Source organism: Streptomyces sp. NPDC002958 (assembly GCF_055563255.1).
Genome location: NZ_JBVHDS010000012.1, coordinates 1 through 24,124, shown reverse-complemented (window position 1 = coordinate 24,124; position 24,124 = coordinate 1). Strand labels below are relative to the sequence as shown.

Genomic DNA, 24,124 nt, shown 5'->3' with positions numbered 1-24,124 from the left:
ACCGTCGGCTGCCATGTTGCCGGCCACGTGGTCCCGGTGCTTCCCGCCCACTCCTCACCGCTCGGACATCAGCCGGGTACGAGCACGGCGGCGCCGTTCACCCGGTCGCCCGCCAGATCGGCCAGTGCCTGGTCGGCCCTGCTCAGCGGGTAGGTGCTCACCGTGACACGGATGGCCACGCGTTCTGCCAGGGCGAGAAAATCGCGGCCGTCCTCGCGGGTGTTTGAGGTGACGCTGCGCAGGTTGCGCTCCTGGAACAGATGGCGCTGGTAGTTCAGTGCGGGAATGTCCGACAGATGGATTCCGGCGATGGCGAGCGTGCCGGACCTGTCCAGCGCCTCCATCGCCACCGGCACCAGGTCGCCGACGGGTGCGAACAGGATCGCCGAGTCCAGAGGCTCCGGCGGGCGGTCGTAGGCGCCGCCCGCCGATGCGGCGCCGAGGTCCAGCGCGAGCGCACGTGCCTGCGCCGAGCGTGTCAGCACATGAACGGTGGCGCCCTCGGCGAGGGCCACCTGGGCGGCCAGGTGGGCCGAGGCGCCGAAGCCGTAGATTCCCAGCCGCCCACCCTCCGGCAGCGCGCTGCGCCGGAGGGACCGGTATCCGATGATCCCTGCGCAGAGGAGAGGTGCGAGCCGGGCGGCGTCCTGATCCTCCGGGAGCCGGTAGGCGAACGCCTCCGGAACCAGCGCCGTGTCAGCGAAGCCGCCGTCCGCGTCCCACCCCGTATAGGTGGACCGCGGGCAGAGGTTCTCCCGGCCGCCACGGCAGTACCGGCAGCTCCCGCACGTACCGCGCAGCCAGGCTCCACCCGCCCGGTCGCCGACGCGGAAGAGGCCGGCCCCATCACCGACCGCCGCCACCCGGCCGACGATCTCATGGCCGGGGACCGTGGCGGGACGGCGCGGCAGGAGATCGCCCTCGGCCAGATGGAGATCCGTGCGGCAGACACCACACGCTTCCACCTTCAGCAGCAGCTCCCCCGGACCGGGAGCAGGCAGCGTGCGGTGCACGCGCGCCAAGGGCCCGGTACCGATGGGACCGGGTGTCTGGACGGCCCAGCCGCTCTGCTCAGCCGGGGCGGACGCGGAGACAGCCACACATCCAGCGTGCGGCGACGGAGTGGAACGGGCAACCACCCCGTACGTCGGCCACCGCGGCCCGCACGCGGCACCGCACAGCGCTGCTCCTGGCGGCGGTCGTCACCGAACGGAACCGCACATACCAGGAGATCAAGCAACTCTGTGCGCAACTCGCCGAGAAGGTGGCGCGGCAAAACCTCTGATTCACTCCATCGGTCGAGCGAAGCGTGCGCGGACCTGCGATCCGAAGCATGCTGATGGGCGACGGCACCGCGACGAGGGCTACCGGACGCCGAGAGTCAGGCGGACGGGAGCCGTAAGAGGTGGAGCCATGCCCCATGTGTCTGCGCATGTCCACGTATCTCGCCCCGCCGACGAGATCTTCTCGTTTCTCCGAGATCCGCGGAACCTGGCGGTGTGGTCATCAAGCATCGATCAGGTGATCGAGGGCCCGATCGCCGCAGAACTGGGCGACGAATACACCTGCAAGTTCCCTGGCAGACGGCGTGTGCATCGCCTCACGTGCACCGCGAGCACACCTGTCGAGTACCTGGTCTTCCGCGGAGCGCGCATGTGGACCCCACTGGGCCGCCACTCCCCGGAACTCGAGTTCCGGCTGATACCGAGTCGGCGGGGAACGATGGTGCATGTGTCGGTCAAACCTCATCTGGACGGCGGCATGATCATCCTTGCCCCGTTCGTGACCATGGCGTGGCGTCGTGACCTGCCGTCGGAGCTCCGGTGTCTGGCGGAACTGCTCGCCGACGGCACGGATACGAGTGGCGGGCAGGACACGGCGCCGACTGCGGGGTGATGTGGGTGGAGGGCGCGGGGTGGGGGTGGGGCGCTCCGCTGCGCAGGGCCGTCCCCTACCCCCGCCCGAAACCGGGGATCGGCCCGGACCCCCGCTTCGGACGGCCCCGGACCCCCACTTTTGTCCTCGATTGCCGGACGGGCTTGGCTTTCACACGCCGGACGGGCTTGGCTTTCGTGCCCGTCCGGCGTTTCGAGGGCCGCAACCGGGGCGGACTACAGCAGGAAGTCGCGCGCGATCGCCTCGGCTGCCCGTTCCAGTAGCGGTCCCGCCTGAGCCACGGAAACCGCGGGGTCCGGTTCCAGGTCCGTGAGGGCGTACGCGCGGCGGATGCCCGCGCCGGCGAGGGCCTCCGGCGGCAGGGCCAAGCGGCCGCAGACCGCCACGACCTCGATGCCCGCGGCGCGGGCGGCCGCCGCCACGCCTGCCGGGGCCTTGCCGTGGAGGGTCTGCTCGTCGAGCGAACCCTCCCCGGTGATCACCAGGGTGGCCCGAGCCAGCGCCGGGGCGAAGCCGAGGACGTCGAGCATGACCTCGATACCGGGGCGGAACCGGGCGCCGAGGGCGACCAGTGCCCCGTAGCCGATGCCGCCCGCCGCGCCCGCTCCGGGCAGCAGGGCGTGGTCCGGGCCCAGGATGGACGCGTAGTGGGCGAGCGCTGCGTCGAGGGTTGCGATGTCGTCCTCGGTCGCGCCCTTCTGCCGGCCGTAGACCTCGGGGGCACCCTCCGGCCCCCTCAGCGGGTTGTCCACGTCACTGGCGAGGATCAGGTCCACGTCGGCCAGTCGGGGGTCGAGGCCCGACAGGTCCGCCTCGGCCAGATCTGCGAGGCCGCCGCCACCGGGGCCGACAGGCTTTCCGTCCGCGTCCAGGAAGCGGGCCCCCAGCGCGGCCAGCATGCCCGCGCCGCCGTCCGTGGTCGCGCTGCCGCCGACGCCGAACACGATCGTCCGGGCACCCGCGTCGAGCGCCGCGGCCAGCAGTTCGCCGGAGCCGTACGTGGTGGCCGTGAGCGGGGCGAACACCCCTGCGGGAAGGTGCTGGAGGCCCGAGGCCTCGGCCATCTCCACCACCGCGGTCGCGTCGCGCAGCGCGTACGCCGCGGTCACCCGGTTTCCGAGAGGCCCCGCCACCCGCACCTCGCGGCGCTCGAACCCTGCGGCGACCGCCGCGGCCACCGTGCCGTCGCCGCCGTCCGCCACGGGCAGGGTCTCAACCCGCACCCCGGGGAGGACGCGCCGCAGCCCCGCCGTCACCCGCTCCGCGACCTGTACGGCCGTGAGCGAGCCCTTGAACTTGTCCGCAGCGACGAGCACGTGTGCGGTCTCCATCACTGCTCCGTCCGCCACCTTGAATCCCTTGCTTTCGAACAGGCAGTCGCGTCGCCCCTGACCCTATCCGCAGCGGATACCCGCTGCCCAGAGCCGTCGTCGCTCCGACTCCACCCCTACTACGCTGCCCGCGTGACCACCACTGATTACGCCACCTACATCGCGGGCCTCCCTCGGGTGCTGGCCGCCGCGGCCACCGTGTTCCGGGACAACCGGGGGCGCGTGCTGCTCGTCGAGCCGAACTACCGGGACGGCTGGGCGCTGCCCGGCGGAACGATCGAGTCCGACGAGGGCGAGAGCCCTCGACAGGCCGCGCGACGCGAGACGACCGAGGAGATCGGTCTCGACCTGGAGCCGGGACGACTGCTCGCGATCGACTGGGCACGTGGCCCGAAGCGGCCACCGATCGCCGCGTATCTGTACGACGGCGGAGTGCTGGACGAGGCGGAATTGAAGGCGATCCGGCTGCAGGACGAGGAGCTCCTGTCCTGGGAACTGGTCGAGCGCGACGACCTCGACCGCTATCTGCACGGCGGTCTCGCGCTGCGTCTGAGAGCGGCCCTGGACGTTCTCGATTCCGGAAGCGGCGCAGTGGAGTTGGAGGACGGCCACCCGGTGACCGACTGACGGTTGGAAGACGGCCGCCCGGTAACCGACTGACGGTTGGAAGACGGCCGTGCGGTAACCGACTGACGGTTGGAGGACGGCCGTGCGGCGGCCGGATGACATGTGGGCCCACTCGCACCCCGCGCCCATCACCCGTGACCTATAGCCCGTATTCCCGTTGTGTCCCGTTGCATTGACAGGTCGTCAGCTGATAGTCCGGTCGACGGCTGCCGGACGCCCGAGTTCATGTGTCATTCGTCCGCAGTGCACGCTCGACCGGCATCATCCGAACTCCACAACAGCGGAGGGATCATGCGTACGCACACGGGACACCTCGGCGGGCTGCTGGCCACGATCGTTGCAGCGTTCGCCTGTACGGCGGTTGTCGCCACGGCGTCGACCGCGATCGCGGAGCCGACGTCGACCCCGGCCGCGCACGGCACCGTGCCGTCGGTGGTCGACGGCGGCGCCTGGCAGTCGGGTCATGTCCAGGGTATGGCCATCGACCGCCGCAAGGGCTTCATGTACTTCTCGATGACCAACCTGCTGGTCAAGACCGACCTCAGGGGCAACCCGGTCGGCTCGGTCACCGGATTCACCGGCCACCTCGGCGATCTGGACTTCAACGAGAGGGACGGCCGGGTCTACGGCTCGCTGGAGTACAAGGAGGCGAAGTCCTTCTACATCGCGATCCTCGACGTCGACCGCATCACCCGGATGGACATGGACGCCCATTCCACGGGTGTCGTCTCGACCGTCTATCTCAAGGAGGTCGTGAAGGACTTCACCGCCGATATGAACGGCGACGGCGTCTTCGACGGCGACACGGCCAATACACCCGACCACCGCTACGGCTGCAGCGGCATCGACGGCGTCGCGTTCGGCCCGGCGTTCGGTGACCGGCACGGCAAGCGCGGTGAGCGGAAGCTGACGGTCGCGTACGGCGTGTACGCCAACAAGAGCCGCACGGACAACGACCACCAGGTGCTGCTCCAGTACGACGTCTCCCGGTGGACGAAGTACGAGCGCCCGCTGACCGAATCGGCCCCGCACACCAGCGGCCCCCCGCATGTCGACGGCAAGTTCTTCGTGTACACCGGAAACACCACGTACGGCGTGCAGAACCTGGAGTACGACGGGTACAGCGGCAACTGGCTGATGGCCGCCTACAAGGGCACCAAGCCGGGCTTCCCCAACTACTCGGTCTTCGCGCTGGACGGTGCGCGGAAGCCGGAGCGCGGCCCCGTCCGCGGGCAGCAGAAGCCGGAGCGCGGACTGCTGCTCCCCCTGCTACGCGAGGGCGCGCACGACGCCGCGACCGGTACGTACGGGTGGCCGGCGCCGGGGCAGTACGGACAGTACGGGCTCATCTCGCTCGACGACGGACGGTTCTACGTCGCGCAGAGCGGCAAGGTCCAGGACGGCGGTGTCACCAAGCAGACCGCCCGCGCCGTGCTGAACACCTGGACGGGCCGGACCCCGTCACCGTTCAGCCCTGTGGGTCCTGCCGCTTGACGTCCACCCCGCGCTGCGCCTCCTCGCGCGCGGCGGTCGCGGCGCGGTGGCCGCGCGCGATGTAGTCGCGCACGACGAGTTCGACGGCATCCCGCGGGCTGCCGACGCCCGCGAGCACCATCACTTCCACCACGAATTCCACGTCGAGACCCACCGTGACCTCGGCCATGGGCCCGGACCCCGACACCGGGCGAAATAGCCTCGCGGGGGTCGGCCGACGCTGCGTAGGCTCGTGCCATGACTCTCGTCGCGATCCTCAGCGGCGCCGGTATCTCCACGGACTCCGGCATCCCCGACTACCGCGGGCCCCGTGGGCTTTGGCGCAGGGATCCGGAGGCGGAGAAGCTCGTCACGTACGACTTCTACATGGCCGATCCGGAGATCCGCCGCCGCTCCTGGCAGATGCGCCGCACCAGCGCGACGTGGGGCGCGGAGCCGAACGCGGCCCACCGTGCGGTGGCGGAGCTGGAGCGGACCGGCGTTCCCGTGCGGGTGATCACACAGAACGTCGACGGTCTGCACCAGCTCGCCGGGCTTTCCACCCGCAAGGTTCTCGAACTGCACGGCACCGCACGCGAGGTGGTCTGCACCCGTTGCCATGCCCGTTCCCCGATGGCCGAGGCGCTGGCCCGGGTCGAGGCGGGCGAGGCGGACCCGCCGTGCACGGTCTGCGGGGGCATCCTGAAGTCGGCGACGATCATGTTCGGTGAGCGGCTCGATCCGGTGGTGCTGGGCGAGGCGATGTCGATCGCGAAGGCCTGCGAGGTGTTCATCGCCGTCGGTACGACTCTGCAGGTGCAGCCCGCTGCCTCACTGGCCGGAATCGCGGTGGACCACGGGGCACGGCTGATCGTGGTGAACGCGGAACCGACGCCGTACGACGAACTGGCCGACGAGACCATCCGCGAGCCCATCGGCACGGCGCTTCCAGCGCTGCTGAAACGACTGACCGCGGCCCCGGACGCGAGTACGGGCTCCTCCGGTACGGACTCCGCGGGCTGAGGGTCGGTACGACCGTAAGGCGCTCAACCCCGCCGGGGGTGTCGGCGGGGGGTGCACGGTCCCTGGATGACCGAGCATCTCCCTCCGCACCACCCGGACCTCGTACGACACCGTCGCCGTCGGCTTTGGCCGCCCTGTCGGCCGACGAACTGGCGAACAAGCCCCACGACCGCGCCATGTCGGCCGCCTTCGCCGATCTCGTCACAGCAAGCGGCGGCGCGGACCGTGGCGACCTCGCCGGGCGAGCGGCGCAGCTCGGCGAGCTGACCGCGTGGTCCACGTCCGGGATCTTCGGTGTCCCGCAGCAGCAGCCGCGGCAGACGCTGACGGTTGGCCGGGGCGTGCCCTGGCCGGGGGCCGGCCCTGTGTGTACGGGGCAATGCATACGGGGACGCTCCCGGTGCTGACGCGGATGGTCGCCATGGGACTGTACCGATCCCGCACCGGTTCGAACATCTGCGCTGCCCCCGTCGGCCGGTGGGGTACAGTTGGTGGCTGCGAAGGGGAGTAGCCCTGCAAACCGGTCGTCGACACACTGGAGCCCTCGGGTTCCCGGTGGCCGGGCTCGTAGATCCTTACGGGCGGGCGAGACCTTCGGTCAGGTATGACACGCCCGCGCCCCGTGGGCGCTGACGTCATGCCGGGCCGATTGGTTCTCCGAAAAGCCCGAGTGGCGCTTCGCGAAGGCCCGGGGCCCGGCTCTCACAGAAAGCCACCCGGAATGCACCTCGACCCCCTGGCGATCGTCACCGCCTTCGGGCTGATCTTCCTCGCGGAACTCCCGGACAAGACGATGTTCGCGTCGCTTGCCATGGGCACCCGTATGCGACCGCTGTATGTCTGGTTCGGTACGTCGACCGCGTTCATCGTGCACGTCGCCATCGCCGTCGGGGCGGGCAGCCTGATCGGGCTGCTGCCCGATTGGACCGTCAAGCTCGTCTCCGCGTCGCTTTTCGCGTTCGGAGCGTTCATGCTGCTGCGCGCCGACGACGGCGATGACGAAGAGGAGGGCGGCGCCAAGACGGTGACCGGCTTCTGGCCGGTCTACTCGACCGCGTTCATGGCTGTCTTCATCAGCGAGTGGGGCGACCTCACCCAGATCACCACAGCCAATCTGGCCGCGAGCAACGGCACTTGGTCCACGGCGATCGGGGCCGCGGCCGCCCTGATGTCCGTCTCGGCGCTGGCGCTGCTCGCGGGGCAGTTCATCGCGAAGCGGGTGCCGCTCAAGACGGTTCAGCGGATCGGCGGGCTCTGCATGCTGGGGCTGGCGATCTGGACCCTTGTGGAGGTCTTCACCGGCTGAACTCGGCCGGAGACAGGTCCCACCGGGTAACCTCCTTGCCTTTTGTCGTCCGCTGCGGCCCGTCCTCGCGTTTGCTCGCGCGGGCGGCTTCAGAAAAGCGCGGGGGTGTCGTCCCGCGCACCGTTCTCGAAGGCCAGCAGCCGCTGCTTGCGGTCGAGCCCGCCGCCGTATCCGGTGAGGCTCCCCGAGGCGCCGATGACGCGGTGGCAGGGGACGATGATGCCCACCGGATTCCTGCCGTTGGCGAGGCCCACCGCACGTGAGGCGCCCGGTTTGCCGAGGAGCTCGGCCAGTTCGCCGTACGAGCGGGTCTCGCCGTACGGAATCAGCTGGAGCTGCGCCCAGACACTGCGCTGGAACGGGGTACCGTCCAGATGCAGCGGCAGGTCGAACTCCCGCAGCTCACCGGCGAAGTAGGCGTCGAGTTGGCGAATCGCCTCCGTGAAGGGGCGCTGGTCGGGGGCGCCGAAAGTCTCTTCGGGCGGGCGGTGCCGCTGGCCCGTCATATAGAGGCCGGCGAGTACGCCGTCGGTGGCGACGAGGGTGAGCGGACCGTATGGGCTGTCGACGACCGTGTGCTGCCGGGTCGCCTCACGCGTATGCGTCGCGGTCATGAGTGAATTTCCCAACTTCCTTATATGGGCAGGTGGTTGATGGGGTGGTCGTCCACGGTCCACAGATATTGAACCGCGTACGCCCGCCACGGGCGCCAGGCCGCCGCGCGGGCGGTGAGCGCTGCGGGCGTCGACGGGAGGCCGAGCTTCTCGGCCGCTCGCCGAATACCGAGGTCGGTGGGGAGGAAGGCGTCCGGGTCGCCGAGCGCCCGCATCGCGACCACCTCGACGGTCCAGGGGCCGAAGCCGGGAAGGGCGGCCAGTTCGGCCCGCGCCTTCTCCCAGTCGCTGTCGGTGCCGAGCCGCAGCGGTCCGTCGACGAGTGCGTCGACGAGTGTGGTGAGGGTGGTGCGGCGGCTGCGCGGCAGGGCGAGCTGTTCGGGGTCGAGCCCGGCCAGGGCCTCGGGCGTCGGGAAGAGGTGGGTGAGGCCTCCCTCCGGGTCGTCGACGGGGATGCCGTGGGCGGTGACCAGACGGGCCGCGTGGGTGCGGGCGGCCGCCGTCGAGACCTGCTGGCCCAGCACGGCCCGTACGGCGAATTCCGCACCGTCGACGGTACGCGGCACCCGTCGGCCCGGCGCCTCGTCGACCAGGGGGGCGAGCAGCGGATCGGTGCGCAACTGGTCGTCGACGGCCACCGGGTCGGCGTCCAGGTCGAGCAACCAGCGGCAGCGGCTGATCGCGAGAGTGAGATCGCGTGGATCGGTGAGGGAGAGCCGGCAGGCGATGTGGTCGGGGTGCGGAGTGAGGGCGACGATGCCGTGTCCGTACCGGAGGGTGAGCGTGCGGCGATAGGCGCCGTCGCGCCACTCCTCGACACCGGGGACCGCGGTGGTGGCGAGGTGACCGAAGAGGTTGGTGGGGTTGAGCGGGGCTCGGTACGGCAGCCGGAGCGCTATCACGCCCGGAGTGGGCGAGGGCGTCGTGGCCCGGGCTGCGCGGCTGCGCAGCTCGCCCGGGGCGAGCGCGAAGACTTCACGGACGGTTTCGTTGAAGGTGCGGATCGAGGAAAACCCGGCGGCGAACGCGACCTCGGCCATGGGGAGTTCGGTCGTCTCGATGAGCAGGCGCGCGGTCTGGGCGCGCTGCGCGCGGGCCAGGGCGAGCGGTCCGGCGCCCAGCTCGGCGAGCAGTTGGCGCTCGATCTGCCGGGCGGAGTAGCCCAGCCGGGCCGCGAGACCGGGAACGCCCTCGCGGTCGACGACACCGTCCTGGATGAGCCGCATCGCACGGGCGACGGAGTCGGCCCGGGCATTCCATTCCGGGGAGCCGGGGCTGGTGTCGGGGCGGCACCGCTTGCAGGCCCGGAATCCGGCCTGCTGGCAGGCGGCGGCGCTGGGGTAGAAAGTCATGTTCTCGACCTTGGGCGGCACGACGGGGCAGCTGGGGCGGCAGTAGATCCGAGTGGTCAGGACCGCCGTGAAGAACCATCCGTCGAAGCGGGCGTCCTTGGACTGGACGGCCCGCACGCAGCGCTCTGTGTCGGTGTGCATGACTCAAGCATCGGTGACGGGGCACGTGGGGGCTGGCGAGAATCCGACATCAGCCTTGTGCTGCCAGGACCTCTTCGAACTCGGCATACGCATGAGCGTCGAACAGCACGAACCGCACCTCCTCGACGGGCGGGGCGGCCTCCTCCAGAACTGTACGGACGGCGATACGCGCCCCGTCGTCCATGGGCCAGCCGTAGATCCCGGTTGAGATGGCGGGGAAGGCGACGGTACGAGCCCCCAGCTCCGCAGCCACACACAGGGACTCGCGGTAGCAGGAGGCGAGGAGCGCGGAACGGTCCTCGGTACTGCTCCAGACCGGCCCCACGGTGTGGACCACCCATCGGGCATCGAGCTTTCCGGCGGTCGTGGCAACGGCCTGGCCGGTGCCCAGCCCCTTTCCGTACTGCGAGGCACGCAGCTCACGACACGCGGCGAGGATCTCCGGACCGCCGCGCCGGTGGATCGCTCCGTCGACTCCGCCGCCGCCGAGCAGGGAGGAGTTTGCCGCGTTGACGATGACATCGGCGGACTGCTGGGTGATGTCACCGTGTACCAGGGTGACGGTGACGGCCTCGGGTGTGCGCATGCGGCCATGATGCCGTGCCCCCGTTGGCTGTGCGGCCCTTGGCGCCGCTGTTCGGCGGTCCTGTGCTCCACCTGGCCGGTCAGGCCTGGTGGACCACCGCGTCGCCACCCGCCGGGCCCGGGAGCCCAACTCGCGCAGCCGGTCGACATCGAGCCGCAGGGTACGCGGGGGCCAGGTCGGACATCAGCATGTCGAAGACTTCTATGGCCTCGTCCGCGGAGCGGGTGCGCATCGCGGCGGCGAACGCTACCAGGGTGGCCGTTCGCCGCGGCTCGGCGAGGTCGGCGACCGCCTTGGCGCGGGCCGAGGAGGCGTAGCGGGACAGGGCGCCCAGACGGCCGGCGGGTACGGCGGACAGGTCCCAGCCGGAGGCGCCGAGTTTGTTGAGTTCGATGTACCGGTCGATGGCCTTGCCCGCGCCGGGGACGGTGATGTCGCGCGGGGAGCGGCGCAGCCGGTCGAGTCTGGAGGTGCGGCGGCTGTCCTCGACCGGCAGCAGCGCGGTCAGGGCGGCGCGCTGGGCGGCGTCGGGTTGGGCGGCCAGGGTGCGCCAGGTCTTGCGGTTGGTGTGCTCGTGGACGGAGGTGGCCAGGCGTTCGAGGACAGTGGCGCCGGGCAGTAGCACCTTGTTCTCGACCAGGTGCAGCGTGGCGAGGTCGAACAGGGCGATGGGGCGCTCGTTGCCTGACCAGCAGCGGTCCCACAGCCAGCGGGCCAGCTTCCACCAGGCGTCGCCCTTGAGGTCGGTGTAGCCGTACGCCTGTTGGATGGCGCCTTGGTGGTCCCAGCGGGTGCGCTCGGCGACGTACCCGGCGAGCACCGACGGGGAGTGGCCGAGCTGGTCGGCGACGTATACGACGACTCGGCGGGCGCATTCTCGGGGTTGTCCAGGAAGGTGCCCAGGAACCGTACGGTGCCGAGCTGGATGGCGTAGCCGAGCTGCGACCTCGCACCCCGGCAGGCCATCGCCCGCCGCCGCGCGTCGCGGTCTAGGAGGAAGTACCCGGCCAGCTGTCCGTCGTCTGGCACGGCGGTGAACGTGCCGTAGTTGCGGCGTTGTTCGTCGGTCAGGAACGCCACCCGTCCTGCGCCTCCCCTTTGCCTCTCCCCGTGCCGTGACGGCGCACTGCAAGTCAGATGATCAGCGGATGCGGTGGCGGGAGCTTGTCGGTTCGGGCGGTCGAGTGCGGTCCGGCGTCAGCCGACGGCTCGGAGCCGTTCGAGGAGTTCTCCGACGCCTCCGGTGTGCGCGTACGGCGACAGCTCCGGCTCACGGTCGCGGACCATCGTCACGCACCTGGGCGCGTTGATCCGGCTGGCCAGGTCCAGGGAACGTGCAAGGCTGCGCCGGAGCAGATTCAGGCCACCATGGCAGACCTCCCATTCTTTTCCCACTACACCAACAGGACATTAAGGATAATTCAAATCCCGGCTACCCGCGCTTCACTGAGCTGTCAAGAAGCACTGATGGGTCAATCACCGAAAGCGCTCTTCGGGTACCTTAAATTCCCCCTTAGGGCGAGAGTGAAATAACGAGAGGGGAGGTGAAGTACACATGTCGTACGGGACCCAGTGGGAAAAGGCTCAGTCGGCTCGCGCCCTGAAAAAGCGCCTGCCGGACGCGGACAAGTGGTAGAAGCCCAAACCAAGGGGCGCGCGTCGCCAGACGCGCGCCCCTCCTTATCTGCGACAGGAGCAGCAGTTTTGAGCCTCCTTTCCGGCATCCAGAAAATCGATGAATCTGCTCTGGGGCCGACACTCAGGCATGAGGATGTCCGCGGCCTAGTGCACGATTATGTTGGTGTTATTGCGTCGGCTCAGCCGGGTGATGTTTCCGATTTGGCTCCAGTGGGAGCGATGCACCCGTGGCCGTGGGTTCGTGTCGCCGTCCTGAGGCGCCTGGCCCACCTCGCCCCGGCGAACGAGGCGACTCGCAAGCTGGCACGCTGGCTGACCCACGACTATGACGACTTCGTCGCCTTCGAAGCCCTCCAGGTCGCCGGAGCTGTCGCGGGCGAGGATGCCGTGGGAGATCTGATCCTTATCGTCGGCGAGGCCAGCAAAAGGATCACGCATCACAGCGGCAAGCCCGTAGGAATCGGCCACGCCGTGGCACTGGAAGCAATTCAGGCCATCGCATTCCGCGAAAACAGGTCGCCCCGAAGGTTGGAAGAGCTTGAAAGAGAGCTCTTCCCTGAGGGCCGCCGGAAGCCGGACTACCTACCACAGGTCCACGGACCGGATTTCCGCACCAGCGGCCAGGATTGCCACGGTCACGACAGCATGGCCTTCATCCCCGGCCGGCCCGGTTACCATGGGGGTTCCCCCGTCATGGAAGTCCCGGGACCTGCTCTTCGACTGGAAGGACGATCCCGAGTCGACTGTTCATGTCGAGGAATTTCACATCGACAGGCTTCCTGTGACTGTCGGCGAGTACGACGTCTTCTCCTCCAGCGAAGCAGCCCTCACTCACGAGTTCTGCCATCCGAGCGAAGCGCCGGGCAAGCTGCACTGGCGGAATACCCTCACGGATGACCGTGTGGCTCCGGACCATCCGGTGACGGGAGTGGACTGGTTCGATGCCTACGCCTACGCACGATGGGCCGACAAGAGGCTTCCTGCGGAATGCGAATGGCAGCGAGCCGCCCAGGGACCCGACGGCAGCCCGTTTCCCTGGGGACACGACTTCGACCCGGCGGCGGCACACTGCGTGGCGCACCTCGACCTCACGCGCGGTTGGGAAACAATCCGCCAGTGGCGCACGTACCTGCTGGGTCTACTGGACGGACCCACTCCGTCAACCACCGTACCGGTGGCCTCCCGGGGCGCCTCCCCATTCGGCGTGTACGACATGAGTGGAAATTCATGGGAATGGACCTCATCGGCGTATTCCGGAAAACCAGCAACTCCCGGTGACGGCTCCCGGGACGCGGTCGACGTCGTCCACGATGCGACGTCATACGCCGTGATCAAGGGTGGCGCCTGGACGTCACTGCCGGAACAGGTGTCGGCATCGTTCAGGGGGAGAGACCTTCTCTTCGATCGGCATTTCGAGATCGGTTTTCGATGCGTGTGCGACTGCGCCGCGCGCTGACTGGGTGAACAGCATTGGGCCAGGACACCGCTAGTAGCATCAAGGTTCGGGATGGCTCCGGCTATCGCGCGGCACTGGCGAACAAAGGGATCAGACGCCTCCTATTCGGATATATCCCTTTCGCCCTGTCCAACTCCATGGACAAGATCGCCATCGTGTGGATCGCCTCCGAGCTGGTCCCGGCCAACAAATCGCTCGCCATCTCTGCCGTCACCATCCTCTACCTGGCGCCCGGTGTACTGGTGAGCCTCGCCTTCGGCACCCGGCTGGCGAAGGTCTCACCTGACCGCCTCACGCTCGTCAACAGCGTGAACAAGTGCTCTTTCCTCACTCTGAGCGGCGTTCTCTACATCGTCGACCTGCTGCCCTTCCCGCTCTTCCTCGTTCTCCTGTGCCTAGCAAGCCTCTCCGGGTCTTTCGGGCGAGCCTCTTGGCAGTCGGCCATCCGGAACTCCGCCGAAGACAAGCACCTCTTCGCCGCGAACTCTCTCTTCTCGACGGTCACCCAGGTCAGTTTCATGGCTGGCCCGGCGCTCGGCGGGATCCTCATCGCAGCCACTGGCGCCGGCCCGGTCCTCATCCTGGACGGGCTCTCCTACCTGAGTGTTCTGAGCGCCGTGGTCTCGGTCAGCAAGAGGAAGATGCCCTCGGCAGCCCCGGTTTCCCTGAAGGACGAAGCGACCCCGGAGTCGACGGAACAGCCGGGCGCACGGACCCGCGCATGGGTCCTGGTCGCGGTTACCGGGGTGTTCTACGCCCTGTACGGTCCCATGGTCGTACAGCTCCCGCTCAAGCTCATCGAGGCCTTCCGGATGAGTGATACCGAGGCGGCACGCAGCCTCGGATACGCCTGGTCGGCCGTGGGCGTGGGATCGGCGATTACAGCCCTGCTGGTCGGTACGAGGCAAAGCCTGGCACGCCAAGGGTGGGCATCGTTCATCATCTTCGGCTGGGGCGCGGCCACGGTCATCGTCGGGCTGGCACCGGACCTTCCGGTCGTCATCGCAGGTCTCCTCCTCGGCGGCCTCGTGTTCGCCCCTTACACCTCGATCGTGCAGACGATCCTTCAGACGACACTGAACCGTCGCAGCTTCGACACCGTCAACATGTACTACTCGGCGGTGCTTAACGGCGCCCAGCCGGTCGGTGTGGCTGCCGCGGGAGCGCTGGGCGTGGCCCATGGCCCCGCCCCCATCCTCGTAGGCACCGGCTTTCTGCTCATCGCGACAGCAGCCACAGCCGCTGCCCTCACCTCGCGGAAAGGAACGAGCCTTGCCCAAGCCCAGGCAGAGCATTGACGAATTCGATGCATGGGTGAAGATCCGCTCATTGTGGACCTCGGTTGGCGACGCAGACTTCTACAGATCGCTCGTGGAGAAGTACGGCAGACCCGCCGTGGACCTCGGCATCGGAGACGGACGGGTGGCTTCCGTAAGCATTCCCGACATCGGCGTGGACATCTCTCCAGAATCCCTGCGCCGCTGCTCGGAAGCCCTGGACGGGAAAGTGGAACTCCTCCAGGCGGACCTGGCGGACTACACGCTCAGCGAACCCGCCCGGCTCTCCTACGCGTCACTCAACACGTTCAACCACATCCTCGACTCGGAACACCGGGTCCGTGTCTTTCGCAACGTGCTACGCAACACGCAGCCGGGGGGATTCCTCGTCTTCGACGCAGCGAACACATCACGGGAGAGTCTCCTCAAGTACGACAGGATTCCCGTGGAGCAGGCACGTACCGAAAAATTCGTCTTCTACTTGAACGAAACCGTCCTGGACTCCGAGCGGTTGCTGACGGCCTACCACGGTGTGCTGGAGCACCTGGACAACGGATCGACCGTCAGTAGGTCTCATCTTCCACCACTGCACCGCGTCTACGTTCCTCCGCACCAGTTCGCCATCGAGTTGAGCCAGTCAGGTTGGCAAATCGAGAACCTCTGTGGCGGCTTTGACCTTTCCCCGTACAACAGTACGAGTCGTAAGCAGGTCTGGCTGGCAACTAAGAATGGCTGACGTGGTGAGTCGCGATGGAAGCGGCCGCTGCGCACCCACGGCAGCGCGCTTGCAGGCTCCGCTCTCCAATCTCTGACCCACGGTGCAAAGTAGGGTGAGCGTTATGTCCTGCGCCGCGTGGCGGGATCGAGTTCCGCGACGTGCCGGGCGACCGAGTCGACACCGGGACGGGCGTACCGCTCCAGGGAGCGGACGGAGGCATGGCGGGAGCGGGCCAGCAGCATCGGGGTGGAGGTGCCACCCTCGGCGTCGCGGGTCAGGGCACTGTGGCGTAGCCGATGGAGCGTCCAGCCGTCCAGGTCCTCGATGCCCTCGGGCGAGGCGAGAGGATTGGCCAGTAGCCGGGTGCTCTCCTCGAAAATTTCCTCGGCCCGGCGATAGGAGAGCCGGGCCCGGCCGGTCTCGGGGCACACGTCCAGCGTGGGTGTTCCGGCCGGTGCCTTGCGGTCGGTGAGGAACAGCGGGCCGCGGGTGCGACGGGTGATCAGTCGGGGCAGAAGCAGGGCGGTGCCGGACTGCCAGTGAATCCACTCGATCGCCCCGCCCTTGGCGGTGATCCTGCCGCGCTTGTCCGCCGGATACAGGTCCTCCACGTTCAGGCACAGCACCTCATCGGCACGGGCCGCCGACTCGTAGAGCATCTTCCAGAGCGTCTTCTCCCGCAGCGAGACGCCCAGCCGCCACAGGGCGGCGATCTGGTTCTCGGCAAGGGCCTTGGTGCGGTCGGGCGGTGCCGGCCGTCGCTCGATGCCGATCGTCGGGTCGGTCGGCGAGCCGGAGGGCAGGTGGTAGAAGCGGAAGCGGTGTCGGGCTCGGTGTCGGCCAGGCCCTCGATGTCGTGCAGGGCCAGCAGCCTGACCCAGGCGTCGAGGTCGGCGGCGATGTTCGCGGCAAGCGTCCAGCCGCGGTTGACCTCCCACGAGCGCCCGACCCCCCGATCCGCCAGTGGACCGAATACCCGGCCAAGGCAGCGTGACAAGCCACTGGCTACACCCTGGATGGCCAAGATCCTGGCCGGATACGGCGGTTAGCCACCGGGGCTGGCCGCGGGCACCACCCCTACTCTGTCGTGTGCGTGGGGTAGACCTCAACGTCGGTGTAGGCGCCCTTGATCTCCCCCGCGCCCGCGGGCCACTTCAGGCTCACGGTGTGGGTCTCGTTCGGGGGCGTCACCAGGATGTTGGTCGGGGACGCGAGGCTGTCGCCGCTGTTGTCGATGTCGTAGGCGAGGTTGAAGACAGCAGCGTCGCCGGGCTTCAGGGTGGTGATACGCGGCTGGGCGTGGCCGCGCTCGATGGGGTTCGAGGTGTTGTCGGTGTCCTTGATGTCGACGCCTGCGAAGCCCGTCGCCGAGCAGGTGGTCGAACCTCGGTTGATCATGGTGATGTCGATCCTGCCGGAGTCCTTGTCCGGCGCGGCGTCCCTGGCGTCGATGGCCAGGTCCTCCGTCTTGCAGAACGAGACTTTGCCGCCGGTCGTCGTCGCGCCGTTCGTGGCTGCCTCTGCCTCGGTGTCCTCAGCGGAGCCCGACTTCGCGTTGCTGGCCTCCGAGCCGCCGGAGCCCGAGCCGCCCTCCGACTTCGAGCCACTGCCCGAGGACGAAGAAGACGAGGACGAGGACGAGGAGCCCTTGGAGGACGAGTCCTTCCCGGATCCGTCGCTGCCACAGGCGGTGAGCGAGAGGGTGGCGGCGACGCCGATGGCAGCGAGAGCAGTGATGCGGGTGTACTTCACGGTGTTACCCCAGGAGTAGCGCGGTGCATGTGGTCGGAAGTATTTGTATCTCGCACCGAGTCACAAGCGGTCCTCCGCGACGTCTTCGTTCTGTCACAGGCGTATTGACCTCACGGTGCGCCAAGGCGTCGCCGTACGGTCACCAGCCTGGCCCGAGGCACCCACGTACAGCTGAGGTTCCAGCGACAGGACCGTGAGTGGCTCCCCCGCCTTCACCGCGTGCCCGGCGGTGAACGGAACGTTCTCCGCGAACCGCAGGGACGCCGCGTGCCTGCCCGCACCCGTGACCTGCCGCTCCGCAGCGAGGACCGACAGCGACGGGATGATGACGCGGCCGGTGCCACGGGAGGCTTCGATGTAAAGGCCGGTGACGAAGGGATCCGCACGGTACAGAGCTGCCAGAGCGGTGTGGTCCAGGACGACCGGCAGGTTCATGCGGCGGCGCCGCCCTGATGGGCGGGAATCTTCGCCCAGGCATCCTTCCCGGCCTGCTGGACCTGCTCGGTGTACTCGATGCCGAGTCGACGATGAGCCCGTATGTCGACGACGAGCCCTGGCCGGGCGTCGTGGACTCGGCCCCCGAGGTGTTCCGCAGTTGCGTCGAAGAGCCTGCCTTCACGGACGACGGAATGCCCCGGGTGACGGCCTGCATGTGGCGTGAGGCGGGAAGCGAGCACTGGCAGGCAGGAGAGATCGACTTCCCTGAGGACAGCGCCGACCCTGACGGCTCGGGTTTGCTGTTCCAGTTGCTGGTCGACCCATCGCCGGAAGCATTCCAGGAGTTCGCTGAGGACTACTACGCGGTCCCGGTCGACATCGACGCGGTACGCCACGTGTATGTCCTCCGCCCACTGACTCAGGATGTGGTCACGACTTTGAATGACAAGGCATCCCTGGCGGGCGTTGCCGACGCAGCCGCCGCGATCGGCTATGCCATCGCGGCTGGCTCGGTTTCCTGACCTGGGCCTGCCGGACAGGCTTCGCGGGCGCGGAGCCTGTCCGGCAGGCCCGGAAGTGAACGGCGCCCTCACCGCGTCCGGATCACGGTGAGAGTGCCGTGCCGGCCGGACCCGGCCAGCACCTCCGCAACCAGATCCGTCTCCACCCGCGCATACGACTCGCCCCCTGCCCTCCGCGCCCCCACCACCGCCGCGCCGCTCAAGGCCTCACCGACGGTCTCGCCGGTACGGCGCAGCACAGTCCGGTGGCCGTCCTTCTCCGTACTTCCTGATGTCTCATGAGACCAGCTTGAGAATTAACCTCGCCATTCGAACACAGCCCTCCGCCGTGTCGACTGGGCGTTTTCACCCGATTCGACCCCATCGCGGGCGCGTTGATCGCGCCTGAAAGCGCCGGTCAGACATGTTCGAATCTGCTGGGTTAAATCTCAGGCTCAGGCCGCCCGAAGCCGCCGCCAGACGGCCTTCGCCGCGTGGTGACCGGACATGCCGTGCACGCCCGGGCCGGGCGGAGTGGCCGAGGAGCACATGAACACCGCCGGATGCGCCGTCGCATACGGAACCCGTGCGAGCTTGGGCCGTATCACCGTCTGGAGGCCGGAGAACGCGCCGCACGCGATGTCGCCGCCGATGTAATTGGCATTGCGCGCCGCGAGTTGGGGCGGCCCCGCGACCGCTCGGGCGAGCACCAGGTCGCGGAAGCCCGGGGCGAAGCGCTCCAGCTGCCGCTCGATGACATCGGTGGCGTCGCCCTCCCAGCCTGCCGGGACATGTCCGTACGCCCAGAAGACATGCCGGCCCTCGGGCGCGCGGGACGGATCGGCCAGGCTGGGCTGTGCGGTGATCAGGAACGGCACGCTCGGGTCGCGGCCCGCCACCGCGGCGCTCAGCGCGGAGTCGATCTCGCCGGCGGTGGGGCCGATGTGGACCGTTCCGGCCCGGCGGGCCTCCGCCGCGGTCCAGGGTACGGGGCCGGACAGCGCGTAATCGATCTTGAAGCAGGATGCCCCGTACCGGTAGCCGCTGTAGGCGTGGCCCAGACCAGCGATGCGGGCGAGGGCGGTCGGCGAGGTGTCGAAGATGTAGGCGCGGGCGGGCGGGAGCTCGTCGAGGCGCTTGACCTCCGTACCGGTACGGATCGTGCCGCCCTGTTCGCGCAGGTACGAAGCGAGAGCGTCGGAGATGGCCTGCGATCCGCCGCGCGGCACCGGCCAGCCCTTCTCGTGCGCGGCAAGGGCGAAGAGCAGGGCGATCCCGCCGGTGGCCAGGCCACTGACGGGGGCTATGGCATGGGCGCCGAGCCCGGCGATCAGACCACGTGCCTTCGCACCGCGGAAGCGGCGGGAAAGCAGCGTCGCGGACTGGAGCGCGTCGAGACCGAACCGCACCCAGCGGTACGGGTCTCGGGGCAGCCCGTCCCACGGGGTGCGCAGAAAGTCCTCGGCAAGGGTGTCCCAGTGACCGAGGAACGGGGCGACGAGCCTGCGGTACGCCCCCGCGTCCTCGGCGCCCAGCGACATGGCGCTCTCCCCCACCGACCCGGTGAGCACGGCGGCCGACCCGTCCGGAAACGGGTGGGCGAGCGCCAGCTCGGGCTGGAGCCACTCCAGGCCGTGCCGGGCCAGCGGCATCGCGTCGAACGCGGGCGAGCCGATGCCCAGGGGATGGACGGCGGAACAGGGGTCGTGGCGGAAGCCCGGGAGGGTGAGCTCTTCGGTACGGGCACCGCCTCCGACGGTCTCGGCCGCCTCGAAGACCTCCACGGCGAAGCCACGGCGGGCCAGTTCGGCCGCGGCGGTCAGTCCGTTGGGCCCCGCCCCCACGACGACAGCATCGAGCATCGACGTCATCTTCGGACTCCTTCGTCAGCCGACGGCCAGGACACCCAGGATATTCCGAGGCGCCGACAGCCCGGTCGCGGGTAGGGTCACCGCTCGATGAACGCACCGAACTCGCACGCCGCGCCCATGACACACACCGGCCCGGCCGTGCCCGCTCGTATCGCGGACATGGCCTCCAGGCTCACCTCGCTGCCCGGCATCCGGGCCGTCGCCCTGGGCGGCAGCCGGGCCCGCGGCACGCATCGCCCGGACTCCGACTGGGATCTGGGCGTCTACTACCGCGGCACTCCTGACCTGGCCGCACTGACCGCGCTGGCGTCCGAAGTGCAGGGTTCCCCCGCGGAGGTCGCGGGTCCCGGCGGCTGGGGACCCTGGGTCGACGGCGGGGCCTGGCTGCGGGTGGACAGCGTCCCGGTGGACTGGATCCTGCGCGATCTGGACCGGGTGGAGGCGGTCTGGTCCGACTGCCGCGAGGGCCGCTTCGAAGTGGGCGTGCAGCCGGGGCATCCGCTCGGTTTCTGGTCCCCCGCCTATCCCGGGGAGGTCGCGCTCGGGCGCATACTCGCCGATCCTCGAAACGAATTGACAGTGCTTCAACAGGAGACCCGGACCTATCCGGAGTCACTGCGCACCGCGCTCGTCGAAGCCGCCTGGGAGGCGGAGTTCTCGGTGGCGGCCGCCGTCAAGTCGGCCCCTGCCGGGGACCTGCTCCATGTCGCCCTGTGCCTGTCGCGGGCGTTCGGCATCCTCACCCAGTCGCTCCACGCCCACCACCGCACCTGGTGTCTGAACGAGAAGGGTGCGCTGGCCGCTGCGGCCGCCCTGCCGGACACCCCCGCGGACTTCGCCGAACGGGTCGGCGAGGCGCTGCGTGGGCTGGACACGGCGGCGGTGCGGAGGGCTGCGGAGTTGGTGCGGGACGTCCGATCCGCGCTTGCGACGGGCGACGGAGAACCCGGGAGCCGGTCGTGATCGCCGAACTCCAGTGCGTGGTGCTCGACTGCGCCGATCCCGCACGCCTCGCCGGGTTCTACCACTGTCTGCTCGGCGGGGAGGTCGACCGGCCGGACCGGCGATGGGCGCTCGGCGACGGCTGGGCGACACTCCACACGGCAGCCGGGCCGGTCCTCGCCTTCCAGCGGGTGGCGGACCACCGGCCGCCGCGGTGGGGGGACCCGGTGCACCCGCAGCAGTTCCATCTGGACTTCGGCGTCCCGGATCTGGATTCGGCGCAGACACAGGTCGTGGCGGCCGGTGCGGTGATCCTCGATGACGGGGCCGGGACAGGGCGCCCGTGGCGGATCTACGCGGACCCGGCGGGGCATCCGTTCTGTCTGGTCCAGCACGGCAACGGCGCGGCGTGACCACGGCGCGGCGCGATCACGCCTCGGCGCCGCACCCTCCCGGGGTCGCGCTGAGCGGCCGTGACGTGGCGCCGCGAGCGGCCCCGCAGGGCATTGCGATCCTGCGGGGTGAACTCGTCGGCGAGGCGGCGCACGATCAGCCTTCGCCGCGCAGCGCCTGAAGGACGCGTTCGACGGTCGCCCCGTCGCGGGCCGCCGTGAACGGCAGGGCGTTGCCACCGGTGATACGGAACGGGGCACCGGAGAGCGTGGCCTGGGCGCCGCCCGCCTCGGTGACCAGAAGCAACCCTGCCGCGTGGTCCCAGGCGAACTCCCAGCTGAAGGCGACCGCGTCTTGGTCGCCACGGGCGACGCCGAGGTATTCGAGGCCCGCGGAACCGCAGGGGCGGGCGTCGATGCCCTCGGTGCGCAGGCCGAGCAGGACGCGCTTCTGGGTGTCGGTGGTGTAGTCGGGGTGCGACATCGCCACGTGCAGAACGGCGCCGGGAGCGGGCGAGCCGGAGCGTATCGGCTTGCCGTCGAGCGTGGCACCGCGGCCGCGGACCGCGATCGCCATCTCGTCCAGGGCCGCAGCGTACGTCCACGAGGCGAGGATTTCGCCGTGGTGGGCGAGGGCGACCAGGGTGCAGAAGCCCGGTTCGCCGCGGACGAACTGGCGGGTGCCGTCGACCGGGTCGACTATCCACACCGGTGCGTCGCCGCCCAGGGCGTCGTACACCTTCGGATCGGCGTGGACGGCCTCCTCGCCGACGACCACGGAGCCTGGCAGGAGCCGGGTCAGGGATGCGGTGAGGTGTTCTTCGGCGAGGCGGTCGGCGGTGGTGACGAGGTCGTGCGGGCCGCTCTTCTCGACGATCTCGTGCGCGGCGAGCTGCCGGTAGCGCGGCAGGATCTCGGCGGCGGCCGCTGCGCGGACCGCCGCCTCGACCTCGGTCAGGTCCCCGGTGAAAAAGTCATCGATCACGGTCCCAGCTAAGCACGGTCCGCAAGGGACCCGACGACCTGGTCATGACGGGGAGGTGGCCGGTCAGCGTCCGACGCCGTACCCCTGCGCGCCGCGCGGGTTCGCGGGCACGGACAGCACCCCGGTCTCCGGGGCGCCGGCCACGGCGCACATCCGGCCCCTCTCCGCCACCTCCAGCGGGCCCGGCCGACCGGTGCCCTCGCGGTTGTCACCGACGAGGCCGGCCGGGTCCCGCCAGCCGGTCCACCCGAAGCATGTGGGAGCTGCCGGGCGGCAAGACTTCCGTTCGGAGGACTTCGCCTCGGCGGAGAAATGCGACCATTCCAGACATTCACCGCATAGAGGGAGGTCGCCACCGCCGCTGGCCACGGCGGCGACGCCCAGGTCGGTCTCACGCAGGCTCAGAACCAGTCGTCGTGCCTGGGCGGATCGCAAAGTTCGAAGACCACCTCGCCCGTATCCCGATCACCATCGAAAACCGGGCGCACCCGCGCGCCGACCGACACCTGGTGCGGTGCGGCGCCCACGACACGACAACGGAACACAAAGCCCTCGGGGAGCCGGACGAGGGACTCGTTGCGTGCCGCGTCCGTGTACCGATGCACGACGCCGGACCTCACCACGACGCCCAGACCGGCGCTGTGTTCGGGCTTCAGATCACTTGATGCGCACACCGGACACAGCAGCCTCCGGAAGGAGGCCGTGCCGCACCAGCGGCACCGGTGGTAGTACAGGCCGGCTTCCTCATGCACCGTCTGCACGGCGCCACTTGATGACTGGGACACGTTTCGACCCCCTGCGCTCGGCTCGGATGCGCCGTTACTGCGCGTCGGCGCGTCCGGGCACCATAGGGCACTGAGTGCCGAAACGTAAAGGAACTCAGTGCCACATCTAGATCGACCCCGGTGTCAGCCCTGGCCGATGGCGGACTCGATCTGCTGCACGACACGCCACATCGGGGCCCCCTTGGCGGCAACCATGACAACCACGTCACCATCAGGGGCGGCCGGGGACGCACCCCCGGCCGGCGCGCTCCCCCACACCTGGCGCACCAGCCCGAGGGCGTGATCCACCGCGGCCTGCGCGTCCTCCTCACCGCCCGAACGCAGCCAGGTCCGCAGCCCATTGTTGTGCGCGGCGACCACGGAAGCGGCGACCACCTCGGCCCGCAGCGCACCGTCCCCCGACTCGCCGTACCGGTCACGGAGATAGCCGGCCAACGTCTGCTCGTAACGGCGCACCACGGACAGTTCGTAGGTACGCAGCCCGGGCACCTCCCGGGTGAGCCGGTAGCGCTGGACGGAGAATTCGGGGTTTGTGGAGTACATGCGCAGCACGAGCCGGGCCGCGTCGCACACCGCGTCGACCGGCTCCGTGTCACCGACCGCCGCAAGAAACGCCGTCATGTCGGCCAGGCAGCGCTCGTGATCCGGGAAGACAGCGTCCTCCTTGGAGGGGAAGTACCGGAAGAACGAACGGCGCCCGACCCCGGCCCGTGCCACGATGTCGTCCACCGTGGTCTGCTCGAAGCCCCGCTCCAGGAAGAGCTGGAAGGCCGCCTCGGCGAGCACCTCCCGCATGGGGGGCTTCTTCGCTGGTCTGCGCGCGTCGGTCATGCGGGGAACGTAGCACCGGAAGGCCTTTTCTGGCACCAGGTTCCTTTACAGAGGGTACTGAGTGCCATATCGTCGTCGATACGAACTGCACCCAGGTAGGAGAGCCGGCGTGAGCTTGAGGATCGTTGTCTGTGTGAAGTACGTGCCCGACGCCACCGGCGACCGGCACTTCGCTGATGACCTGACGCTG

The 24,124-nt window shown here is 69.2% G+C and carries 28 protein-coding genes and 2 pseudogenes; 12 read left to right on the top strand and 18 right to left on the bottom strand.

What is annotated here, in order from left to right; translation table 11 throughout:
* Window positions 1-68: 68 nt before the first annotated feature.
* Window positions 69-1,100, bottom strand: a complete 1,032-nt coding sequence (locus ACZ3IC_RS21425; protein ID WP_467418209.1) for a zinc-dependent alcohol dehydrogenase family protein — start codon at window positions 1,098-1,100, stop codon at window positions 69-71.
* A gap of 313 nt (window positions 1,101-1,413) precedes the next feature.
* On the opposite strand from ACZ3IC_RS21425, the gene ACZ3IC_RS21420 reads away from it, so the two are divergent.
* Window positions 1,414-1,896 carry an SRPBCC family protein gene (locus tag ACZ3IC_RS21420; protein ID WP_467418208.1) on the top strand — a complete coding sequence of 161 codons (483 nt, stop codon included), beginning with the start codon at window positions 1,414-1,416 and terminating at the stop codon, window positions 1,894-1,896.
* 215 nt (window positions 1,897-2,111) lie between these two features.
* Here ACZ3IC_RS21420 and ACZ3IC_RS21415 read toward each other — a convergent pair whose 3' ends face one another.
* Window positions 2,112-3,227, bottom strand: a complete 1,116-nt coding sequence (locus ACZ3IC_RS21415) for a glycerate kinase (protein ID WP_467418206.1) — start codon at window positions 3,225-3,227, stop codon at window positions 2,112-2,114.
* 132 nt (window positions 3,228-3,359) lie between these two features.
* On the opposite strand from ACZ3IC_RS21415, the gene ACZ3IC_RS21410 reads away from it, so the two are divergent.
* Both ACZ3IC_RS21410 and ACZ3IC_RS21405 read left to right on the top strand, forming a co-directional pair.
* Window positions 3,360-3,854: an NUDIX domain-containing protein gene (locus ACZ3IC_RS21410; RefSeq protein ID WP_467418205.1), complete on the top strand. Its 495-nt coding sequence runs from the start codon at window positions 3,360-3,362 to the stop codon at window positions 3,852-3,854.
* A 291-nt stretch (window positions 3,855-4,145) separates the two neighbouring features.
* Window positions 4,146-5,348 (top strand): hypothetical protein, encoded by a 1,203-nt coding sequence (locus ACZ3IC_RS21405; RefSeq protein ID WP_467418204.1) that lies wholly within the window; start codon window positions 4,146-4,148, stop codon window positions 5,346-5,348.
* Here the strand turns inward: ACZ3IC_RS21405 and ACZ3IC_RS21400 are convergent.
* A complete protein-coding gene (locus ACZ3IC_RS21400; protein ID WP_467418203.1) occupies window positions 5,323-5,517 on the bottom strand; it encodes a DUF2191 domain-containing protein in 195 nt (64 codons plus the stop codon). The two genes, ACZ3IC_RS21405 and ACZ3IC_RS21400, sit on opposite strands and share 26 nt — an antisense overlap.
* A gap of 68 nt (window positions 5,518-5,585) precedes the next feature.
* On the opposite strand from ACZ3IC_RS21400, the gene ACZ3IC_RS21395 reads away from it, so the two are divergent.
* Window positions 5,586-6,350 carry an SIR2 family NAD-dependent protein deacylase gene (locus ACZ3IC_RS21395; RefSeq protein WP_467418202.1) on the top strand — a complete coding sequence of 255 codons (765 nt, stop codon included), beginning with the start codon at window positions 5,586-5,588 and terminating at the stop codon, window positions 6,348-6,350.
* A gap of 721 nt (window positions 6,351-7,071) precedes the next feature.
* Entirely contained in the window at window positions 7,072-7,656 is a 585-nt protein-coding gene (locus ACZ3IC_RS21390; protein WP_467418201.1) for a TMEM165/GDT1 family protein, read from the top strand.
* An 89-nt stretch (window positions 7,657-7,745) separates the two neighbouring features.
* On the opposite strand, the gene ACZ3IC_RS21385 is transcribed toward ACZ3IC_RS21390, so the two are convergent.
* The 6 genes and pseudogenes from ACZ3IC_RS21385 to ACZ3IC_RS21360 all read right to left on the bottom strand — a co-directional run bounded on the left by ACZ3IC_RS21385 (window position 7,746) and on the right by ACZ3IC_RS21360 (window position 12,455).
* On the bottom strand, window positions 7,746-8,270 hold the full coding sequence (locus tag ACZ3IC_RS21385; protein WP_467418200.1) for a methylated-DNA--[protein]-cysteine S-methyltransferase: 525 nt from the start codon (window positions 8,268-8,270) through the stop codon (window positions 7,746-7,748).
* Between the two features lie 20 nt (window positions 8,271-8,290).
* Window positions 8,291-9,763, bottom strand: a complete 1,473-nt coding sequence (locus tag ACZ3IC_RS21380) for an AlkA N-terminal domain-containing protein (protein ID WP_467418199.1) — start codon at window positions 9,761-9,763, stop codon at window positions 8,291-8,293.
* Window positions 9,764-9,812: 49 nt separating this feature from the next.
* On the bottom strand, window positions 9,813-10,349 hold the full coding sequence (locus tag ACZ3IC_RS21375) for an O-acetyl-ADP-ribose deacetylase (protein ID WP_467418198.1): 537 nt from the start codon (window positions 10,347-10,349) through the stop codon (window positions 9,813-9,815).
* A 79-nt stretch (window positions 10,350-10,428) separates the two neighbouring features.
* Window positions 10,429-11,378: pseudogene (locus tag ACZ3IC_RS21370) on the bottom strand (DUF4158 domain-containing protein).
* 168 nt (window positions 11,379-11,546) lie between these two features.
* Complete coding sequence (locus ACZ3IC_RS21365) at window positions 11,547-11,744, bottom strand: hypothetical protein (protein WP_467418197.1); 198 nt, start codon at window positions 11,742-11,744, stop codon at window positions 11,547-11,549.
* A 387-nt stretch (window positions 11,745-12,131) separates the two neighbouring features.
* Entirely contained in the window at window positions 12,132-12,455 is a 324-nt protein-coding gene (locus ACZ3IC_RS21360; RefSeq protein ID WP_467418195.1) for a hypothetical protein, read from the bottom strand.
* A 70-nt stretch (window positions 12,456-12,525) separates the two neighbouring features.
* On the opposite strand from ACZ3IC_RS21360, the gene ACZ3IC_RS21355 reads away from it, so the two are divergent.
* From ACZ3IC_RS21355 to ACZ3IC_RS21345, 3 genes are read left to right on the top strand one after another with little or no spacing between them, the layout of a single operon-like run.
* The gene (locus ACZ3IC_RS21355) at window positions 12,526-13,443 is read left to right on the top strand and encodes a formylglycine-generating enzyme family protein (RefSeq protein WP_467418194.1); all 918 of its coding nucleotides are present in this window, start codon (window positions 12,526-12,528) and stop codon (window positions 13,441-13,443) included.
* Window positions 13,444-13,457: 14 nt separating this feature from the next.
* Entirely contained in the window at window positions 13,458-14,741 is a 1,284-nt protein-coding gene (locus tag ACZ3IC_RS21350; RefSeq protein ID WP_467418193.1) for an MFS transporter, read from the top strand.
* Window positions 14,716-15,456 carry a class I SAM-dependent methyltransferase gene (locus ACZ3IC_RS21345; RefSeq protein ID WP_467418191.1) on the top strand — a complete coding sequence of 247 codons (741 nt, stop codon included), beginning with the start codon at window positions 14,716-14,718 and terminating at the stop codon, window positions 15,454-15,456. The genes ACZ3IC_RS21350 and ACZ3IC_RS21345 overlap by 26 nt, the downstream gene beginning before the upstream one ends.
* A 101-nt stretch (window positions 15,457-15,557) precedes the next feature.
* Here the strand turns inward: ACZ3IC_RS21345 and ACZ3IC_RS21340 are convergent, their stop codons facing one another.
* From ACZ3IC_RS21340 to ACZ3IC_RS21330, 3 genes are all read right to left on the bottom strand, one after another.
* Window positions 15,558-16,376, bottom strand: coding sequence for a tyrosine-type recombinase/integrase (locus ACZ3IC_RS21340; protein WP_467418189.1), 819 nt, complete (start codon window positions 16,374-16,376; stop codon window positions 15,558-15,560).
* Between the two features lie 139 nt (window positions 16,377-16,515).
* Window positions 16,516-17,190: a DUF4232 domain-containing protein gene (locus ACZ3IC_RS21335; protein ID WP_467418188.1), complete on the bottom strand. Its 675-nt coding sequence runs from the start codon at window positions 17,188-17,190 to the stop codon at window positions 16,516-16,518.
* Window positions 17,191-17,283: 93 nt separating this feature from the next.
* Window positions 17,284-17,625 carry a PIN domain-containing protein gene (locus ACZ3IC_RS21330; RefSeq protein WP_467418187.1) on the bottom strand — a complete coding sequence of 114 codons (342 nt, stop codon included), beginning with the start codon at window positions 17,623-17,625 and terminating at the stop codon, window positions 17,284-17,286.
* Window positions 17,626-17,642: 17 nt separating this feature from the next.
* Between ACZ3IC_RS21330 and ACZ3IC_RS21325 the strand changes: the two genes are divergently transcribed.
* On the top strand, window positions 17,643-18,149 hold the full coding sequence (locus tag ACZ3IC_RS21325; protein WP_467418185.1) for a hypothetical protein: 507 nt from the start codon (window positions 17,643-17,645) through the stop codon (window positions 18,147-18,149).
* A gap of 68 nt (window positions 18,150-18,217) precedes the next feature.
* On the opposite strand, the gene ACZ3IC_RS21320 is transcribed toward ACZ3IC_RS21325, so the two are convergent.
* Both ACZ3IC_RS21320 and ACZ3IC_RS21315 read right to left on the bottom strand, forming a co-directional pair.
* Window positions 18,218-18,388: a hypothetical protein gene (locus ACZ3IC_RS21320; RefSeq protein WP_467418184.1), complete on the bottom strand. Its 171-nt coding sequence runs from the start codon at window positions 18,386-18,388 to the stop codon at window positions 18,218-18,220.
* A gap of 195 nt (window positions 18,389-18,583) precedes the next feature.
* Entirely contained in the window at window positions 18,584-19,999 is a 1,416-nt protein-coding gene (locus tag ACZ3IC_RS21315; RefSeq protein WP_467418183.1) for a phytoene desaturase family protein, read from the bottom strand.
* A 117-nt stretch (window positions 20,000-20,116) separates the two neighbouring features.
* Between ACZ3IC_RS21315 and ACZ3IC_RS21310 the strand changes: the two genes are divergently transcribed.
* Together ACZ3IC_RS21310 and ACZ3IC_RS21305 are read left to right on the top strand one after the other, a co-directional pair.
* Complete coding sequence (locus tag ACZ3IC_RS21310; RefSeq protein ID WP_467418377.1) at window positions 20,117-20,962, top strand: nucleotidyltransferase family protein; 846 nt, start codon at window positions 20,117-20,119, stop codon at window positions 20,960-20,962.
* Window positions 20,959-21,354, top strand: a complete 396-nt coding sequence (locus tag ACZ3IC_RS21305; protein ID WP_467418181.1) for a VOC family protein — start codon at window positions 20,959-20,961, stop codon at window positions 21,352-21,354. The genes ACZ3IC_RS21310 and ACZ3IC_RS21305 overlap by 4 nt, the downstream gene beginning before the upstream one ends.
* 136 nt (window positions 21,355-21,490) lie before the next feature.
* Here the strand turns inward: ACZ3IC_RS21305 and ACZ3IC_RS21300 are convergent, their stop codons facing one another.
* The 4 genes from ACZ3IC_RS21300 to ACZ3IC_RS21285 all read right to left on the bottom strand — a co-directional run bounded on the left by ACZ3IC_RS21300 (window position 21,491) and on the right by ACZ3IC_RS21285 (window position 23,898).
* Window positions 21,491-22,318: an inositol monophosphatase family protein gene (locus ACZ3IC_RS21300; protein ID WP_467418180.1), complete on the bottom strand. Its 828-nt coding sequence runs from the start codon at window positions 22,316-22,318 to the stop codon at window positions 21,491-21,493.
* A gap of 63 nt (window positions 22,319-22,381) precedes the next feature.
* Window positions 22,382-22,753, bottom strand: a complete 372-nt coding sequence (locus ACZ3IC_RS21295) for a hypothetical protein (protein WP_467418387.1) — start codon at window positions 22,751-22,753, stop codon at window positions 22,382-22,384.
* Window positions 22,720-23,079: a Zn-ribbon domain-containing OB-fold protein gene (locus ACZ3IC_RS21290; RefSeq protein ID WP_467418179.1), complete on the bottom strand. Its 360-nt coding sequence runs from the start codon at window positions 23,077-23,079 to the stop codon at window positions 22,720-22,722. The genes ACZ3IC_RS21295 and ACZ3IC_RS21290 overlap by 34 nt, the downstream gene beginning before the upstream one ends.
* 147 nt (window positions 23,080-23,226) lie before the next feature.
* Window positions 23,227-23,898: a TetR family transcriptional regulator gene (locus ACZ3IC_RS21285; RefSeq protein WP_467418375.1), complete on the bottom strand. Its 672-nt coding sequence runs from the start codon at window positions 23,896-23,898 to the stop codon at window positions 23,227-23,229.
* 145 nt (window positions 23,899-24,043) lie between these two features.
* Between ACZ3IC_RS21285 and ACZ3IC_RS21280 the strand changes: the two are divergent.
* Window positions 24,044-24,124 (top strand): annotated as a pseudogene (locus ACZ3IC_RS21280) (electron transfer flavoprotein subunit beta); the annotation flags it as partial.

Excerpts from the sequence above, each read along its gene's own strand:
- ACZ3IC_RS21385 (WP_467418200.1), bottom strand. The coding sequence starts at position 8,270 with ATGACCGCGACGCATACGCGTGAGGCGACCCGGCAGCACACGGTCGTC.
- ACZ3IC_RS21315 (WP_467418183.1), bottom strand. The coding sequence starts at position 19,999 with ATGACGTCGATGCTCGATGCTGTCGTCGTGGGGGCGGGGCCCAACGGA.
- ACZ3IC_RS21380 (WP_467418199.1), bottom strand. The coding sequence starts at position 9,763 with ATGCACACCGACACAGAGCGCTGCGTGCGGGCCGTCCAGTCCAAGGAC.
- ACZ3IC_RS21415 (WP_467418206.1), bottom strand. The coding sequence starts at position 3,227 with ATGGAGACCGCACACGTGCTCGTCGCTGCGGACAAGTTCAAGGGCTCG.
- ACZ3IC_RS21330 (WP_467418187.1), bottom strand. The coding sequence starts at position 17,625 with ATGAACCTGCCGGTCGTCCTGGACCACACCGCTCTGGCAGCTCTGTAC.
- ACZ3IC_RS21405 (WP_467418204.1), top strand. The coding sequence starts at position 4,146 with ATGCGTACGCACACGGGACACCTCGGCGGGCTGCTGGCCACGATCGTT.
- ACZ3IC_RS21400 (WP_467418203.1), bottom strand. The coding sequence starts at position 5,517 with ATGGCCGAGGTCACGGTGGGTCTCGACGTGGAATTCGTGGTGGAAGTG.
- ACZ3IC_RS21420 (WP_467418208.1), top strand. The coding sequence starts at position 1,414 with ATGCCCCATGTGTCTGCGCATGTCCACGTATCTCGCCCCGCCGACGAG.
- ACZ3IC_RS21310 (WP_467418377.1), top strand. The coding sequence starts at position 20,117 with ATGACACACACCGGCCCGGCCGTGCCCGCTCGTATCGCGGACATGGCC.
- ACZ3IC_RS21375 (WP_467418198.1), bottom strand. The coding sequence starts at position 10,349 with ATGCGCACACCCGAGGCCGTCACCGTCACCCTGGTACACGGTGACATC.
- ACZ3IC_RS21395 (WP_467418202.1), top strand. The coding sequence starts at position 5,586 with ATGACTCTCGTCGCGATCCTCAGCGGCGCCGGTATCTCCACGGACTCC.
- ACZ3IC_RS21285 (WP_467418375.1), bottom strand. The coding sequence starts at position 23,898 with ATGCGGGAGGTGCTCGCCGAGGCGGCCTTCCAGCTCTTCCTGGAGCGG.
- ACZ3IC_RS21325 (WP_467418185.1), top strand. The coding sequence starts at position 17,643 with ATGGGCGGGAATCTTCGCCCAGGCATCCTTCCCGGCCTGCTGGACCTG.
- ACZ3IC_RS21390 (WP_467418201.1), top strand. The coding sequence starts at position 7,072 with ATGCACCTCGACCCCCTGGCGATCGTCACCGCCTTCGGGCTGATCTTC.